The 14,471-nt window shown below is 69.8% G+C and carries 12 protein-coding genes; 6 read left to right on the forward strand and 6 right to left on the reverse strand.

Translation table 11 applies throughout. The annotated features are described in order from the left end of the window. Positions 1–110: 110 nt before the first annotated feature. Both B9Y95_RS08850 and B9Y95_RS08855 read right to left on the reverse strand, forming a co-directional pair. Positions 111–1,790 carry an MFS transporter gene (locus B9Y95_RS08850; RefSeq protein ID WP_200811376.1) on the reverse strand — a complete coding sequence of 560 codons (1,680 nt, stop codon included), beginning with the start codon at positions 1,788–1,790 and terminating at the stop codon, positions 111–113. A 67-nt stretch (positions 1,791–1,857) separates the two neighbouring features. After that, a complete protein-coding gene (locus B9Y95_RS08855) occupies positions 1,858–2,238 on the reverse strand; it encodes a hypothetical protein (RefSeq protein WP_064294055.1) in 381 nt (126 codons plus the stop codon). Between the two features lie 256 nt (positions 2,239–2,494). Between B9Y95_RS08855 and B9Y95_RS21005 the strand changes: the two genes are divergently transcribed. From B9Y95_RS21005 to B9Y95_RS08880, 5 genes are all read left to right on the forward strand, one after another. After that, positions 2,495–6,091 carry an efflux RND transporter permease subunit gene (locus tag B9Y95_RS21005; RefSeq protein ID WP_234994031.1) on the forward strand — a complete coding sequence of 1,199 codons (3,597 nt, stop codon included), beginning with the start codon at positions 2,495–2,497 and terminating at the stop codon, positions 6,089–6,091. Beyond that, positions 6,054–7,679, forward strand: coding sequence for a DUF7059 domain-containing protein (locus tag B9Y95_RS08865; RefSeq protein ID WP_085511508.1), 1,626 nt, complete (start codon positions 6,054–6,056; stop codon positions 7,677–7,679). The genes B9Y95_RS21005 and B9Y95_RS08865 overlap by 38 nt, the downstream gene beginning before the upstream one ends. A 192-nt stretch (positions 7,680–7,871) precedes the next feature. Beyond that, the gene (locus tag B9Y95_RS08870) at positions 7,872–8,816 is read left to right on the forward strand and encodes a J domain-containing protein (RefSeq protein ID WP_085511509.1); all 945 of its coding nucleotides are present in this window, start codon (positions 7,872–7,874) and stop codon (positions 8,814–8,816) included. Between the two features lie 89 nt (positions 8,817–8,905). Continuing rightward, positions 8,906–9,850 (forward strand): G5 domain-containing protein, encoded by a 945-nt coding sequence (locus tag B9Y95_RS08875; RefSeq protein WP_085511510.1) that lies wholly within the window; start codon positions 8,906–8,908, stop codon positions 9,848–9,850. Positions 9,851–9,960: 110 nt separating this feature from the next. Further along, positions 9,961–10,512 carry a type 1 glutamine amidotransferase domain-containing protein gene (locus B9Y95_RS08880; protein WP_085511511.1) on the forward strand — a complete coding sequence of 184 codons (552 nt, stop codon included), beginning with the start codon at positions 9,961–9,963 and terminating at the stop codon, positions 10,510–10,512. A gap of 287 nt (positions 10,513–10,799) precedes the next feature. Here B9Y95_RS08880 and B9Y95_RS08885 read toward each other — a convergent pair whose 3' ends face one another. After that, complete coding sequence (locus tag B9Y95_RS08885) at positions 10,800–11,063, reverse strand: GlsB/YeaQ/YmgE family stress response membrane protein (protein WP_079003747.1); 264 nt, start codon at positions 11,061–11,063, stop codon at positions 10,800–10,802. 96 nt (positions 11,064–11,159) lie between these two features. Further along, positions 11,160–11,333 (reverse strand): CsbD family protein, encoded by a 174-nt coding sequence (locus B9Y95_RS08890; RefSeq protein WP_064294062.1) that lies wholly within the window; start codon positions 11,331–11,333, stop codon positions 11,160–11,162. A 194-nt stretch (positions 11,334–11,527) separates the two neighbouring features. Between B9Y95_RS08890 and B9Y95_RS08895 the strand changes: the two genes are divergently transcribed. After that, entirely contained in the window at positions 11,528–12,610 is a 1,083-nt protein-coding gene (locus B9Y95_RS08895; protein WP_159453360.1) for an alpha/beta hydrolase, read from the forward strand. A gap of 10 nt (positions 12,611–12,620) precedes the next feature. Here B9Y95_RS08895 and B9Y95_RS08900 read toward each other — a convergent pair whose 3' ends face one another. After that, complete coding sequence (locus tag B9Y95_RS08900) at positions 12,621–13,526, reverse strand: hypothetical protein (RefSeq protein ID WP_085511513.1); 906 nt, start codon at positions 13,524–13,526, stop codon at positions 12,621–12,623. A 111-nt stretch (positions 13,527–13,637) separates the two neighbouring features. Beyond that, entirely contained in the window at positions 13,638–14,411 is a 774-nt protein-coding gene (locus B9Y95_RS08905) for a lysophospholipid acyltransferase family protein (protein ID WP_085511514.1), read from the reverse strand. Positions 14,412–14,471 lie beyond the last annotated feature (60 nt).

The raw sequence follows: 14,471 nt of genomic DNA on the forward strand, positions 1-14,471 counted from the left end.
GCGGAGCCATCCGGTGACGATTGTACGGGGGCCTCCCAGTCGAACCTGGATGCTTGCGCCCCGGGCGGCGCCGGTGCGGAGGTCGCCGGGGTGTGAGGCGGCCTCGAGCCCTACGCCCGCGGGGCGGGGGCGGACGACTCGGACGGGTCCTTCCCGTCCACTCGTGCTCCGGCTTCGCCCGGTCGTTCCTCCCGGCGCCCGGCGCCGAGCGACAGGGTGGCGAGGAAGCCGACCGCCAGGAATCCTGCGGCCGCGAACGCCGCTGAGCGGGTGCCGTCGGACAGGGCGATCCTGGCGTCCTCGGCGACCGTCGCGGTCGCGGGGTTCGCGTCGAGACCGGCGATGGCGGCACCTGAGCTGTCGACGAAACTCGTCACGAGGGCGTCGCGCTGCGCGCTCGGCACACCGGCGTCCTCGAGTCGTCCGTCGAGGACCGACGCCGTACTCACGAAGAGGATGGTCCCGAGGACGGCGATACCGAGTGCCGAGCCGATCTGCCTCGCCGTGCTCTGCGTCCCGGAGCCCTGGCCGCTCTGCTCGACGGGCACGTCCTTCAGGACGACGCCCGTCAGCTGTGCGGTGGCGAGACCGACGCCGAAGCCGTAGACGAACAGGAACGGCACGATCGCGAACCATTCGGTCGCCGGCCCGACGACCAGCCCGATGCCCGCGACACCGATGATCTCCGCGACGAGGCCGACGCGGACGATCAGGACGGGCGCGACCCGGTTGCCGAACGCGCCGGCGAACCCGCTCGCGACGAAGGAACCGATCGCGAGGGCCAGGAGGATCAGACCGGTCTGCAGTGCGCTGTAGCCGAGGACGAACTGGAGCCAGATCGGCAGCGAGAGGATGATGCCGAACTCCCCCAGCGAGACGATGAGGGCGGCGATGTTGCCGTTCCGGAACGACGGCAGCGAGAACAGGGAGAACGCGATGATCGTGCTGCGCCCCTGGCGCATCCGATGGCGTCCCCAGAGGACGAACGCGACACCTGCGACGACCGCGACCATGAGGGCCACAGGTACCGGGGAAAGGGTGAACGGCCAAGTCCAGTCCCCGATGACGAGTGGATCGTCCGTGAGCCACCATCCGAGACTCCGGCCCTCGATGAGTCCGTAGACGAGGGACGCGCTCGTCAGGATCGACAGGACTGCGCCGACGACGTCGATGCGGTCGGTCGCGGGTTCCCGCGACTCCCCCACGAACAGGAGGAGTCCGACGATGATGAGGACGCCGAGGGGCACGTTGATCCCGAACGCCCAGCGCCAGGAGAAGTCGGTGGTGAGCCAGCCGCCGAGGAGCGGACCGACCGCCACCATGCCCCCGATCGTGGAGCCCCACACCGCGAAGGCGATCGCGCGGTCGCGGCCTCGGAAGGTCGCGTTGATGATCGAGAGGGTCGTCGGCAGGATCATCGCGCCGCCGACGCCCTGGATCACCCGGGACAGGATCAGGAGGTCGCCCGTCGGCGCGAGGGCGGCGAACACGGAGGCTCCGCCGAAGACGACGACGCCGACGAGCAGCATCCGACGACGGCCGAAGCGGTCGGCGAGCGTGCCGAAGACGATGAGCAGCGCGGCGAAGACGAGCGTGTAGGACTCCTGGACCCACTGCACCTGGGTCGAGGAGATCCCCAGGTCGTCGACGATCGACGGGATCGCCACGTTGACGATCGTCGAGTCGACGATGATGAGGGCGACGGCGATGCTGATGACGACGAGGCCGAACCACTTGCGACGGTCCGACACCGGTCGCTCAGGCTTCGCGGAGGGCGTGGATTCCGTCATGCGCGGAAACGATCAGCTGGCTGCATATTCTGATTATGCGCCTGGTGGATCGTCTTGTCACGCGCGATCACTCGGCGTCGTCGCCCTCCCACGGCGGCCGGGCGACCTTGCCGGACATCCGCCACACCGCTCGGGTCAACTCGGGGTGCACGCGGGCGATCTCACGGAGCACCTCGTACTCCAGGTGGTCCGCGTTGTCGCGGTGATCCTGGGCGTCGTCGAGCGACGAGTACCCGGCCAGCCGCGCCATCGCGTGTTGGGCGGCCAGACCCCGAGCGTGCAGCGCGTCGTCCCGGAGGACGGCGACGACGAGCTCGTCGACCGTCGGCATCGAGGGCAGGAAGTCCCAGGGGTCCTCGCCGTCGCGGGCGCGGTGCTCGATGATCACCTCGCGCTCGAGCTGTGCGTCGCGGCGCAACCTGGGGAGGTCGACGGCCTGCAGATCCACGTACCCTCCTCGCTCCGGCGCACCCCGCGGCGCGCACTCGGGTATCAAGGGTACGCCCGGTATCGGTGGACCGTGCCGTCAAGGTGCAGCTCCCTCGCGGCCGAGGCTGGTACCGCAGGACCACCGATGTCGTCCGATCGGCGGATGCCACGGTCGCGTCAGGTCCATCCTCGTGCGGATGTGGTCGGTGGCGGCGCTCCATAGCGTGGAGTGGGGCGGATCGCGCCCACTCCGCGACCGAGAGGCCCGTCCTTCCATGTCATTCCTCACGAGGCTCAGCCTCGCCAATCGACTGATCGTCGGCCTCATCACCGCGGCGATCGTCGCCTTCGGACTCTTCGCGGTCGGTTCCCTGAAGCAGGAACTGCTGCCCTCCGTGCAGCAGCCGGGTGCCGTCGTGGCCGCGACGTACCCCGGCGCCTCGCCGTCGTCGGTGGAGCGCGAGGTCACGAAGCCCGTCGAGCAGGCGGTGCAGGGGGTCAAGGGCGTCACCGGCGTCACCTCGACGTCCGTCAGCGGTTCCACCTCCGTGCAGGTGAGCTGGGACTTCGGCCAGGACGACGAGAAGATCGTCGGCGACATCCGCAGCGCCCTCGCCGGCTTGAAGAGCACGCTTCCGAACGACACCACCACCGAGGTCTACGCCGGCGGGAGCGACGACATCCCCGTGCTGCAGCTCGCGGTCGCCTCTGAGGACGAGTCCGGTGAGTTCGCGGGCAGGGTCGAGACCACCGTGCTCCCCGCGCTCCGTGGGATCGCCGGTGTGCGCCAGGTCGATCTCGCGGGCGAGAACGCCACACAGCTCGTCATCACGATGCGTCCGGCCGACCTCGCGGCCAAGAAGGTGACCGCCGAGGAGGTCATGGCGGCCGTCCAAGCGAGTGGTGTCATCACGGCTGCCGGGACGAGCGTCGACGCCGGCAAGGAACTCTCGATCGAGGTCGGCTCGCCCGTCAGCTCCCTCGCCGAGGTGCAGGCCCTCCCCATCCAGCACGAGGACGGGCCCTTCGCGCTCTCCGCCGTCGCGGACGTGGAGCTCGTGCCCGCAGCCGAGACCTCCATCGCCCGGGCGGACGGTCTCCCGTCGCTGTCGCTCACGATCCTCAAGGACCCGTCGGCCAACGCCGTCCAACTGGCCCACACCATCCGTGACGCCCTCCCCGGGCTTGAGCAGGAGCTCGGCTCGGGTGCGGCGTTCACCGTCGTCTTCGATCAGTCGCCGATGGTCGAGCAGTCGATCCACGACCTCTCCATCGAGGGCGGGCTCGGACTGTTGTTCGCGATCATCGTCATCCTGGTCTTCCTCCTGTCGATCCGGTCCACGATCATCACGGCCGTGTCGATCCCGCTCTCCCTCCTCATCGCCATGATCGGGCTGTGGATCGGCGACTACTCACTCAACATCTTCACGCTCGCGGCGCTGACCGTCGCCGTCGGGCGAGTGGTCGACGACTCCATCGTGGTGATCGAGAACATCAAACGACGGCACACCGGGCGCGCGATGACGACCGCGAGTGTCGTCGACGCTGTCCGTGAGGTCGCCGGGGCCGTGACCGCGTCGACGATCACGACGGTGGCCGTGTTCCTCCCGGTCGCCTTCGTCGGCGGGACGGTCGGCGAGCTGTTCCGGCCGTTCGCCGTCACCGTGTCGGTCGCGCTCATCGCCTCCCTCGTGGTGTCGCTCACGATCGTGCCGGTGCTCGCGTACTGGTTCATGCGAGGCTCCTCCGCCCCGGGTGTGGGCACGGCCACCGACGAAGCGGCCACCGGAGAGGCGTCCGCAGTCGAAGACGAGTCCGAGGCGTACTCGAAGCTGCAGCGGGCCTACCTGCCGGTCCTGCGCACCGCCCTGAAGCGTCCGGTCGTGACCCTGCTCGTGGCGGCGGTCGTGTTCGCCGGGACGATCGTCTCGGCCGGGTTCCTGAAGACCGACTACCTCGGCGACATCGGGGGCGAGAACACCGTCACGGTCACGCAGGAACTCCCCGAGGGGACGAGCCTGGATGTGACCAGCGACGCGGCCGCGGCCGTCGAAGCGGTCCTCGCGAAGACCGCGGGCGTCTCCGGATACTTGACCACCGTCGGTGGGAACGGCTCGAGCAACACGGCACAGATCAGCGTGACCGTCGGTGAGGAGAGCTCACGCGAGGGCGTCGCCGACACCATCCGGGACGCCGTGGCGAAGCTCGACGACGTCGGCGAGGTCACCGTCGGCGACGCTGCCGGCGGATTCACCGGTGGCGGAGGCGGCATGGAGGTCACACTGCAGGGCGAGGACCCCGTGGCGCTCGCCACAGCGGCTGCCGCGGTACAGGACATGCTCGGCGGCACGGACGGCCTCCGCGATGCGACGAGCGACCTCGCCGACGAGCAGGGCCTGCTCAAGGTGAACGTCGACCGCGCCGCCGCCGCCCGGTACGGCTTCACGCAGGAACAGGTCGGCCAGGCCATCGCCAGTGCACTCCGCGGCACACCGATGGGTTCGGTCATCCTCGAGGGAGCGTCTCGCGACATCATCGTGCGCTCGCAGCGGGTCGGCACGACGCCGGCCGAGATCGCCGCCCTCCCCCTTCCGGTCAGTGCCTTGCAGCAGGCCGCGGCTCAGAAGGCTGCGACCGACGCCCTCACGGCCGAGCAGGACGAGGCCACCCAGCGCGCGAAGGATGAGGCGGCATCCCAGGCCGCGACCCAGCGCTCGGAACTCCAGGAGGCACGCTCGACCGCGGCATCGCAGCTCGACGCCCTGCGGGCTCAGCTGAGCGCGCTGCAAGCGGCTCCCGTCGAGGTGCCGCCGGTCACGCCCACGACACCGGAGGAGGAGGCGGCACGACAGGCCTACGAGGCCCGTGCCGCTCAACTCGCCGGGCTGAGCGACGCCATCTCCCAGCTCCAGGGCTCGATCACGACCATCGACGAGCAGCTGACCGCGATGCGGGACGCTGAGAGCGAGGCCGCCGAGCAGCAGGTGGAGGCGGACCGCCTCACCCAGGCGCAGAAGGACCTCGCCAACGTCAGCGCCGTCCCGATCCCGGTCAGCGCCGTCGCGCAGGTGGGCGAGGAACGTGCCGCAGCGGCGATCACGCGCATCGACGGCGTCCGGACCGTGACCGTGTCGGCGACGCCGACGGGTGACGACCTCAGTGCGACGACGCTCGCCGTCCGGGAGGGCCTCGCCGGCCTGGACCTGCCGAGCGGGGTCACGGCCTCGGTCGGTGGTGTCGCCCAGGACCAGGAGGAGTCGTTCGCGCAGCTCGGCCTCGCGATGCTCATCGCGATCGTGCTCGTCTTCATCGTCATGGTGGCGACGTTCCGGAGTCTCTTGCAGCCGCTCATCCTGCTGGTATCCGTGCCCTTCGCGGCGACCGGCGCGATCGCGGCCCTGCTCATCACGGGGACACCGCTCGGCATCCCCTCGATGATCGGCCTCCTGATGCTCATCGGAATCGTCGTCACGAACGCGATCGTCCTCATCGACCTGGTCAACTCGTACCGGGCTCGGGGCGACGGCATCGACGACGCGGTCTTGCACGGAGCCCGACTCCGTCTGCGGCCGATCATCATGACTGCCTGCGCGACCATCTTCGCGCTCGTGCCGATGTCGCTCGGTCTCACGGGCGGCGGGGTGTTCATCTCGCAGTCGCTCGCGATCGTCGTGATCGGTGGTCTGGTGTCGTCGACGCTCCTGACGCTCATCCTCGTGCCGGTGCTGTACCTGCTGTTGGAGCGACGGACCGAGCGCCGTCTGGCGAAGCGCGAGCGGAAGCGCGAGGCGAAGGCCGCGCAGCGCGAGGTCGAGGAGCACGACGAGCAGACCGATGAGGACGTCGACGCCATGCTCACCACGGATCGTTGACGGCGGCTGCGGGGTGGGCGGCTCGGCCCACCCTGCAGCTGGCACACTGGTGGGCGTGGACCAGCGACTGATCGACCTCCTCCGTTCCGACCTCGACGCGGCCGGGTACACGGTGGAACGGGTGCGCGGCCTCTGGGGTGAGACGGCCGAGGCCGCCCTGCACCGCTCCAACCGGGTCGTGGCGATCCGCTCGCTCGACGAACGCCGCCGGACCGTGGGGGCGGAACCGATCGCGACACTGGCGACGCTCTTCGTGCTCGGCGTCGCCGTGGCGGCCGATGACGCGACGCGTGCATTGCCGTCGCTCGGTCTCGACGGCGCGGTGGCGCTCGGTCTCGTCGGTCTGAGCGACGACGGATCGGTCGCCCCGGCCATCGATCTGCGTCCGTACGCCTGGGTCGACGCCAACGGGAGCGGTGCCTGGTGGATCGCCTCCGACCTCGGCGAGCTCGCGCTGGGTCACGAGCTCGGCGAGGAGCACGTCCTCGGGGTCGGCGGCGCGTCGATGACCCTGAGCGGCATCATCTTGCCCGAGCGGGTCGGAACCGCACTCGACCTCGGGACGGGTTGCGGCATCCAGGCCCTCCACCTGTCGCGGATCGCGGATCACGTGGTCGCGACGGACATCTCCGAGCGAGCCCTCGAGCTCGCCGCACTCAATGCGCGCCTGAACGGCATCGACTCGATCGAATTCCGCCACGGCAGCATGTTCGAACCCGTCGCCGGAGAGCGGTTCGACCGCATCGTCTCCAACCCGCCGTTCGTCATCACCCCGCGTGCCGAGGGCGTGCCGAGCTACGAGTACCGCGACGGCGGTCTCGTCGGCGATGCGCTCGTCGAGTCCGTGTTCCTCGAGGTCGCCCGGCATCTGACGCCCGGCGGCGTCGCGCAGTTCCTCGGGAACTGGGAGTACCGCGACGGTGCCGACGGGCTCGAGCGCGTGGCCGGGTGGGTGGAGCGCAGTCCGGAACCGGTCGACGCCTGGGTCATCGAGCGCGAGGTGCAGGATCCGGCCGAGTACGCGGAGACTTGGATCCGGGACGGTGGCACACGGCTCGGGACGCCGGAGTTCGAGCGCCTCGCGGGGGCGTGGCTCGACGACTTCGCGGCTCGGGCCGTGACCGGCGTCGGGTTCGGGTATGTGCTGCTCCGTCGATCGGACCCGTCCACTCCGCTGCGCCGCTTCGAGCGGCTGCACGGGCAGGCGGGCTCGAACTCCGGCGGGCTGGGTGCGCACCTCGCCGTGTGTCTCCTCGCTCACGACTGGCAGGTGGCGCTCGACGACGAACGACTGCTCCGCGAACGCGTCATCCTCGCGGGCGACGTCACCGAGGAGCGCCACTACTGGCCCGGGGACGAGGACCCGACGGCGATGACCCTGCGGCAGGGTGGCGGCTTGGCCCGCTCGGTGGGCATCGACACAGGCCTGGCGGGGCTTGTCGGGGCCTGCGACGGCGAGTTGACCCTGGGAGCCATCATCGACGCGATCGCCCAGCTCGTCGAGGTCGATGCGGCGGAACTCCGCGTCGAACTCCTCCCCCGGGTCCGCGCACTGCTGGACGACGGGATCCTCCTGCCGAGCTCCTGAGTGTTCAGGCACGCTGGCCCTACTCGTCGTGGAACCGTGCCTGGGCGATGAGGACGCCGTCGTCCGTGAGGCGGTGCTCGCTGGAGTTGTCCACAGCCCCGACAGGGTGCCGGTTCGGGCGGTCTTCCAGGTGATGGCGATAGTCTGCCGTGTCGGACCGACCGACGCCGCCGACGAAAGCGACCACCCTCCATGCCGGAGAGCCCACTCTCAGCCAGCCCGTACGAGGTGCTCGGCGTGAGCACGACGGCGACGCAGGACGAGCTCCGGAGGGCCTACCGACGGCTCATGCGCGAGACCCACCCCGACCTCGGCGGAAGCGCGCGGCAGTTCAACGCCGTCCAGCTCGCCTGGGAGCGCGTCGGAACCGAGCAGGACCGGGCCGCCTACGACCGGGGGCGCAACGTGCCGTCCTCCGACGCGGGCGACGACGACGCTCCGACCTGGTCGGCGTCGACCACTGGTCGGTCGGGTACGCAGCGCGCCGACTCACGCCCTCGCGCTCGTGCCTACGGACACCCCGGCGGAGACTCGCGGGAGGCCTACCTCGGGCTCATCCGGGAGTGGGTCGGCCGTGGTGTCCCACTCGACGACCCCTACGACCCGAAGCTCGTCCGCTCGGCTCCGCGCGAGATCCGGCACCAGTTGGCCAACGCGCTCGCCGAGGAGCAGACGGCGCGCACCGTGGCCACGCTCGGCATCGGATACACGGTCTGGCACGATGTCCTGGCCCCGGGCGAGGCGAAGCTCGACCACGTCGTCCTCGGCCCGACCGGCCTCTTCGCGGTCAAGTCGGAGGACTGGGGTGGGCCGGTCCGGGTGCACCGCGGAGAGGTCGTCGGGGAGACGCTCGATCCTCGCGAGGAGCCCGTGCGGTCGATCGTGCGCTCGGCGCGGACCGTCGCGAAGGCGGCCCGGGTGAAGTTCACGGCTTCCGTCATCGTCGTGCCGGACGGCGCCACCCCGGAGTCGGTGGAGTTCATCGGTCGCAAGCATCCGGTCACGGCCCTCGTCGAGCGCTCCCGCCTGGCCGACCTCCTCCGCACCGGTCTCCCGGGCGTCGACCGCATGGGCGGCAACCAGCTGTTCGACATCCGCACGCGCCTGCAGCAGACCATCCGCTTCGTCGGACTCTGACGCGCGCCGTGACACGGCACGGGAGGAAATCCCCTCCCGCCCCACTCGGGGACCTTGTGCCGTCGTGCTCCGGGCCCCAGCATCAGGGCATGACTTCTCCCGCAGGCTGGTATCCCGATCCCGAGCAGCCCGGCCAGCAACGATGGTGGACCGGAGTCGGTTGGGGTGGGCAACGCATGCCGGCGGCCGTGCCCGCTCCCCCGGTCGCCGTCCCTGCTGCTGCTGTTACCGGGGCCACGCGTACGCGCCGCCTCGGTCCGCTCCACATCGTCCTGCTCAGCCTGGTCGGAGCACTGTTGCTCGTCAGCGCCGTCGGTGGCGCGTTCTGGGCGATGCTCGCACTCGTCGCCCTGGTGGCCGTGGTGATCGGCGTGGTCGCGCTCGTCCGTGGTGGCGTGTCCTCCCTCGGGATCCGCAACCGCGGTATCGCGGCCGCCGTGATCGGTGCCGCCCTGTGCCTGGTCGTCGTGAGCGGAAGCGCCAACGCGGCCATCCACCCGGTCGGGCCCCGGCCGGCGGCGCTGCTGTCGGCTCCGGAGGGGACGTCCGTCGCCAAGCCGAGTGCAACGCCGTCCCCCACCCCGACCGACGTCGTCACCGAGGTGACCGAGGTGGTGGAGATCCCGTTCACGGTGAGCGAGGTGCAGGACCCGAACATCGACGTCGGTCAGGTCGTCGTGACGACGACGGGCGTCCCCGGGCAGCAGACGAACACCTACCGCGTCACCACGCGAGCCGGGGTCGAGATCACTCGAGAACTCGTCGCGCAGCTCGTGTCGGTCCAACCGGTCGCGCAGGTGACGTCCGTCGGGACGCGGCAACCCGCTCCGCCGCCTCCCGCTCCCGTAGCCGATCCGGCAGGCGGAGGGTGCGACCCGAACTACGAGGGGCAGTGCGTTCCGATCGCCAGCGACGTCGACTGCGCCGGCGGAAGCGGTAACGGACCGGCGTACACGCCTGGCCCGGTGTACGTCGTCGGGAGCGACGTCTACGACCTCGATCGGGACGGCGACGGTATCGCCTGCGACGCCTGAGCAACCCCGTTCGCGTTCGGCGGAAGCTCGGGTCCGAGACGTGGAGCCGAGCGTATCGTCGCTGGCGAGGCGCCGGACGGCTCCTCGACGCGGACGGATTGGAGCGACGTATGAGCGCAGCACTCAACGGCAAGCAGGTGGCCTTCCTGCTCACGGACGGCTACGAGGACAGCGAACTGACGGGCCCCTGGGAGGCGGTCACCGGAGCCGGAGCGACCGCCCGGCTGGTGTCGCCCGCCACCCAGGACGTGACCGGGAAGAACGGACACGTCCAGCCCGTCGACGTCGCGGTCGCCGAGGCCTCCTCCGACGACTACCACGCTCTCGTGCTACCGGGCGGCGTGGTCAACGCGGACGACCTCCGCGTGGACGAGACCTCGGTCGCCTTCGCGAAGGCGTTCTTCGAGCAGGGCAAGCCGGTCGGGGTGATCTGCCACGGCGCGTGGATCCTCATCGAGGCGGACGTCGTCCGCGGTCGTGAGCTCACGAGCTACCCGAGCCTCAAGACGGATCTGCGGAACGCGGGTGCGTCCTGGGTGGACGAGGAGGTCGTCGTCGATCAGGGACTCGTGTCGAGCCGGACGCCCGACGACCTGCCCGCCTTCAACGCGAAGCTCGTCGAGGAGATCGGCGAAGGTGAGCACGAGGGCCAGCACGCCTGACTCACGATGAAACGCCCGGACGCCCGGCCCTGCGTGAGGGGCCGGGCGTCCGTCTTGCGTGGGTCAGGCGCGACCGCAGATCAGGCTCAGCAGCGCGAGCAGCTCTCGAAGACAATCCATGAGCACTTCCCTTTCATATCAGATGGTTACATTGGACATTCTTCATCCTGACAGGAAGTGTGAGATCGTACAGTCCGCAGAAAAGCGGACACGACGCCGCAGTCGCCGCATGCACGAACGCCCGGCCCCTTGGAGGGGCCGGGCGTCCGAATGCTGTGTGGAGGCGCTTACGCCTTCTTGTTGCGGGTCAGTGCGCCGTAGATGAGGAGCACGACGATGGATCCGCCGATGGCGAGGAGCCACGTCTGCAGCGAGAAGAACTCCTGGAGGTTCGCGCCGAAGAGGATGCCGCCGAGCCAACCGCCGAGCAGTGCGCCGACGACGCCGAGCAGCAGCGTGATCAACCAACCGCCGCCCTGACGGCCCGGAAGGATCGCCTTGGCGATGGCGCCGGCGATGAGGCCGAGCAGCAGGAAGCCGAGAAAACTCATGATGTCTCCAAATGTGATTGCTGGATCGAACGGGGTGCCGGTCGACCGTGTTACCGCCCCCGCCGGTGGGCGGGGGCAGCCACTGTATCGCGAGGACTAGTGCTTGAACGCGTCCTTGACATTCTCGCCGGCCTTCTTGGCGTCGGCCTTCGTCTGGTCGGCCTTGCCCTCTGCGACCTTGCTGTCGTCGCCGGTGACCTTGCCCAGGGCTTCCTTCGCCTTGCCCGCGAGGTCCTCAGCGGCGTTCTGGATCTTGTCCGATGCACTCATGGCGTTCTCCTTCGTCTGCGTTGGAAACCGGTGATGATGTCCGGTCATCGGGTAAGACGCAGCTCGGCGGGCATTCGTCACGAAATCCGTCGAAAAACTTCCGGGACGCCGGGGGTGTCCGATCGAATGCGAGACTGGAGGTTCGTGTTCCGCCAGGCAGCGCCGCCGTCCAGACCCGCCAGGAGGTGAATCGCTTGAGGACAGCACCCCCTCGCTCGGGCTTCGCGCGCTTCCTGCGTGTCGTCCGCAACACCATGTTCTGGATCATCGGCGTGATCCTCGCCATCGCACTGGTGATCTTCGTCTGGTTGCAGCTGACCCCGTGGCCGGGCTCGATGGTCATCCGCATGGCGTTCGACGAGCGGGCGAAGGTCGTGCAATCCGACCTCGTGAAGTACGTCCCCGACGGTGTCGACGTCCGACAGGACATCCCGTACCGCTCCGGCGACGCGGACGCGCTGCTCGACGTCTACACGCCCGACGGGGTGCGCGGCAGTGGCGCCGCCCTCCCGACGATCGTGTGGGTGCACGGCGGAGCCTGGATCTCCGGCAGCAAGGAACTCATCTCGAACTACATGCGCGTGTTGGCCGGCGAGGGGTACACGGCGGTCGCGGTCGAGTACACGATCGCGCCGGAGGGCCAGTACCCGTTGCCCATCGAGCAGGTCGCCGACTCGCTCGGCTACCTCGACGCCAACGCTCGCGCGCTCAACGTGGATTCGTCCAAGCTCATCCTCGCCGGCGACTCCGCCGGTGCCCAGATCGCCGCCCAGGTCGCGAACGTGGTCACGAGCTCCGAGTACGCCAGCTCCATCAAGGTCGAATCGCCGATCGAACCGGAGCAGCTCGCCGGCGTCGTCCTCGCGTGCGGGGCCTACGACCTCAGCCTGGTCAACGCCGAGGGCAGCTTCGGGTGGTTCCTCGACACGGTGCTCTGGTCGTACTTCGGAGCGCGCGACTACAAGACCCGACCGGAGGTGGCGTCCGCTTCCGTCGTCGACTATCTGACGGCGAAGTATCCACCGACGTACATCACGGTCGGCAACTGGGATCCCCTCTACCCGCAGTCCGTCGAGTTCAAGGCGAAGCTCCAGGGTCTCGGTGTGGACGTGCAATCGATGATCTTCAACCCGGACTTCCGGCCAGGGCTCGAGCACGAGTACCAGTTCCTGCTCAACGACCAGGGCCGGTTCAACCTCCAGCGCATGGACGCCTTCATCGACGGCGTCACCGACACGAGCCTGCCGTTCGGACAGCAGGGTCCGCCCGTCCGCTGAACGATCGCCGTCAGGGCAGGCGGATGCGTTCGCCGTCCTCGACGAGACGACCGTGGAGCACAGCCTGGGCGAGCGTCAGATCGAGCCAGCGTCGAGCGGTCTCACCGAGGCGACCGTAGCCGAGCACCGAAGCCGCTTGCATCGGCAGCTGCTCGCGGTCGACCTCGTGCTCGGGGCTCGCGGTGATCACGAGCTCCATGGCGTTGCAGATCTCCGCGGGACTGATGTCGGTGACCGCGCGGTGGTCGCGATGCACGACCCTGCGGACGCCTCGCCACGTGACGACGTCGAGTCCGGTGGGCCACGCGAAGCCGTTCTGGACGACGAACGCCTCCGTCACCAGGGCTGACAGCTCGGTGCGCGACTCCTCGGACGGTCGGTCGACGCCGAAGCGCCGGGCGACGATGGTCACGAGGCGAGGGACGGCGATCGGGCCCTCGGTCGTGAGGATCGCCGACGCGACGCGGGTCACGGCGGCCTTCGTGAGCTCGAGGTTGTCGAGGACCGACGCCGGGCCGATGACGGAGTCGTCGGCGAGCTCGAAATCGGTGATCGCGACGCTCAGGGGGACGACCGGAGCCGACGCGGTGACCGGGAGGGCGACCGGATCCACCAGGCGGGTCGCGGTGTGCTCCTCTGCTGGTGCCACGTCGTCGACGTACGTCCGGGCTGCGTGCCCCTCGCGATCGCCCAGCGGCTCCGAGCCGGTGCGCTGCTGCGCAGGGGGCGTCGGTGTCGTCCGCGGCGCGGGATCCGGCATGCGCCGTGGCGATCGGTCCACGGAGGACTCGGCGTCGTTCGTGGCCGGCGTGGCCGGCGTCGGGGGGTCCTCCGAGAGCGCACGTTCAGCGCGTTCGCGCCAGGCCTTCGGAAGCCACGTCGACTTCGCGACGAAGCCGTTCCACCCGCGACTCACGGTGCCACGCTCCGCTCGGGGCGCGGGCTGGCAGAGCGACGATGCCCTGCGGGATGGGTCGACGAGGTCAGAGGTGGCACCTCCACAGGATAGACCGCGGCGGACGTGCGCTCAGCTCGCCGTCTGCCGACGCGCCTCGCGTCGGCGCTCGCGTTCGAGGTCGGCGGCTGCAGCCTCGGCAGGCGTCGGAGCCGTTCCGCCCAGGGCGCGAGGTTGCCACCACGCCCCGGTCCCGTCGACGGGATAGTCGCGTTGCAGCTCGTCGATCATGCCCTGCAGGCGGTCGCGGAGCTGCTCGGTGCTCGTGCCGACGTCGTCGCCGGGCGCGACGATGATCGGCTCGCCGAACGAGAAGTGCACGGGGACCCCGAACCGCTCGCGGAAGCCGACCCGGTGGTTCTTCGTCAGGAGGCGATGACCGCCCCAGACCGCGACGGGGATGATCGGCACGCCGGCTTCCTGCGCGAGGCGGACTGCGCCCGACTTGAGGTCGCGGACGGTGAACGAGGCGCTGACACCGGCCTCGGGGAACACGCCGACGAGCTCGCCGCTGCGGAGCGCTGCGACGGCGTCGGCGTAGGCGGCCGCGCCGGCGCGCATGTCGACCGCGATGTGCCGCATGCTCCTGAGGAGCCGGCCCACGACGGGCTGGTCGAAGGCACCTTGCTTGGCCATGAATCGGATGCGGCGGCGGTTGTGGAGGACGGTCGCCCACTCGACGAGTGCGAACTCCAGGTACCCGAAGTGGGTCATCGCGATCACGGCGCCTCCCTCGTCGGGCAGGTGCTCGACGCCGGTGGTGTGACGGCGCAGGCGCCAGAAGCCGAAGAGGGAGCGACCGACACCGACAGCGGTGTCGTACACGGGCTCGATGGGGCGTCTCATGGCGACACCGTACGACAGCGACCTGAGGAAGTACCGGGCTGGACACCTGTGGAAGTACGG

Source organism: Plantibacter flavus (assembly GCF_900177615.1).
GTDB lineage: Bacteria > Actinomycetota > Actinomycetes > Actinomycetales > Microbacteriaceae > Plantibacter > Plantibacter flavus.